A 2,385-nucleotide genomic window follows, 5' to 3' on the forward strand; every position below is an offset into this window, starting at 1 on the left:
CTTGACCAAATTTAAATTTTCCCGTAATTTGCTGCTGTTCGATTTTTACGACTGCTACCCCTTTCAAACGTCCTCTGTACATGTCCTTCTCCGCTGCTATCGGCTAATATCCGCCTTCTGGCTGCAGTTTGACCATTAAAGCTTGCAGCGCCTCTGCTTTCTCAATCGCATCCTTCACAATGGCTGCCTTCCCTGTAATAAGAACGGATTTGAAAAAAGCGGTTGCGGGACATGCCAGCACCGGATCGGATAGATAGGATGGGATGATCGCATATTCTTTAGCTACGCAAAATGATACACGTGCATCGCCGGCTATGCTTTTCATTTTCTCTCCGATCCAGCTTCCGTGAAAATAAATAGTCCCATTCAAATACACATAGTTAAGCGGCGTAATCGACGGAGTGCCATCCTCCTTTACAGTGCTAAGAAAGCCAAAGCTCATTTCGTCTAGAAACTGTTCTAGCTCTGTCCCCTCGTTAACTTCTAATTCCTTTCTCCTCATCTTGTAACGACCCCCATCATGTTCTATGAATAGTCTAAGCTTAACTTCTATATTGACATAAAAGAAGATCCAATTTAACTTGGATTGACTAGACCAATTTCAAGTGAGAGTCTTACAAAAAGGAGTGGTCAGAGCTGCAGGATTATTGCCGTATTGCCTACGAACGATATTTTAATGAGACGGATAGAAAAGCGGAAGCACTGTTTCTAACATTGCGTGAGATGATTCTGAGTGGTTTGCTGAAGGAAGGTGAACGACTGGAATCTAGCCGCAGAATGGCGGATCAGTTTGAGCTCTCCCGGGGTTCAGTGAATCAAGCGTACGATATGCTATTTGCGGAAGGCTATGTGCGGGCTGTGAAAGGAAGCGGTACTTACGTTTCTTATCGACAGCCTGATTTTGATCTGAAGCTGCCAGAAATAAGCGCGAGTTTACGATTATCCTCTTGGGCCAATCGGTTGCCAGCTATCCCGGAGTGTAAGAAACATTTTGATAAAGCGCGAGTTGCGATAGATTTTAACGCTGGTGCTATTGATAAGCAATCCTTTCCAATCGAAAAATGGAAAACAGCTATGTTTGGGCAAATACGTGAGGAGTTTGAGAAGCGGGTCGAGAGTGAAGCCACTATTGAGGGCTATTTACCACTCCGAGAGGCGATCATACATGAGCTTAGGAGAGAAAGAGGTATTATAGCTAGCGCGGATGATATTTTTATTACTAGCGGTTCGACGTATGCAATCGCTTTGCTAGCTATGCTTTTTATAGAACCTGGGGACAGCGTTGTTCTAGAAAACCCTTCCTTTAGAGGTCTGGTAAGAGCAGTTCGATCGGCGGGTGGAGAGGTTATTAGTGGTGAGGTCGATGATTATGGACTCATACCGGACAATTGGAAAGCGAGACTGCTATTCGTCACACCGACCAGACAGTTTCCGACTGGTGTTCAGCTAGCTCCTGAACGGAGAATCCAACTGCTGGAATGGGCATCAAGACAAGGGGCAATTATTGTTGAAGATGACTATGACAGTGAATTTCGATTAAGCGGTCGGCCTGCTGAGCCGCTTAAGGCAATTGACCATGAGGGACGAGTCGTTTATGTAGGCTCCTTCTCCAAAACGATGTTCTCCGATCTTCGTCTCGGGTATGCGATCGTACCCGCTCCAATTCGGGAGCCGTTTAGACGAGCGATGTATTTGTTAGAGCCGTATCCAAGCGGTATAGCAAGGCAGCGGGCGATGGCAGAATTTATAGCTAACGGCGAGTACAAGCGCCATGTGCGCAGGCAAAAAAGGTTGTACGGAAGGCGACTCCTAACATTCCGTGAAGAAGCGGGCCGTTTATTGGAGCAGCTTTTCCGTTTCTCGCCATCGGATTCAGATTTGCATCAATATGCACAGTGGAGAGGGCATGAGGCTGATTACGAGAGGTTTCGAAAGTTGTGTCTGAACGCGGGTGTCAGTTGGAGCAGCGGTGATCATTATTGGCTGGAGGGGGAAGGGGATGACAATAACACAAAGAACAGTAACATAAGCAATAGCAATAGCAACAACAGATGCAGTAATATCCCGAATTATCGTAAGCCTACGGCGATGTTCGGATTTGCTCATCTAAGCGAAGAAGAAATAATAAAGGGCATCCAGTGTATGGAGCATTGCTGGAAATCAATGTATGAAGAGCGCTGAGTGATGCTTTTTAGATAAAGAATGATGATCGAAAAAAGTTGATTGATGTGCGTAAGATAATGTTAGTGGTTAGTGGTTAGTGGTTAGTGGTTAGTGGTTAGTGGTTAGTGGTTAGTGGTTAGTGGTTAGTGGTTAGTGGTTAGTGGTTAGTGGTTAGTGGTTAGTGGTTAGTGGTTAGTGGTTAGTGGTTAGTGGTTAGTGGTT

Annotated in this window: 2 protein-coding genes; one reads left to right on the top strand and one right to left on the bottom strand. The window is 45.4% G+C overall.

What is annotated here, in order from left to right:
- Window positions 1-103 precede the first annotated feature (103 nt).
- Window positions 104-502: a pyridoxamine 5'-phosphate oxidase family protein gene (locus AC1DWN_RS32215; protein WP_477562919.1), complete on the bottom strand. Its 399-nt coding sequence runs from the start codon at window positions 500-502 to the stop codon at window positions 104-106.
- 200 nt (window positions 503-702) lie between these two features.
- On the opposite strand from AC1DWN_RS32215, the gene pdxR reads away from it, so the two are divergent.
- Window positions 703-2,181 (top strand): MocR-like pyridoxine biosynthesis transcription factor PdxR, encoded by a 1,479-nt coding sequence (gene pdxR / locus AC1DWN_RS32220; protein ID WP_477562920.1) that lies wholly within the window; start codon window positions 703-705, stop codon window positions 2,179-2,181.
- The last annotated feature ends 204 nt before the right edge of the window (window positions 2,182-2,385 follow it).

The organism is Paenibacillus sp. P4_A7 (genome assembly GCF_056402455.1).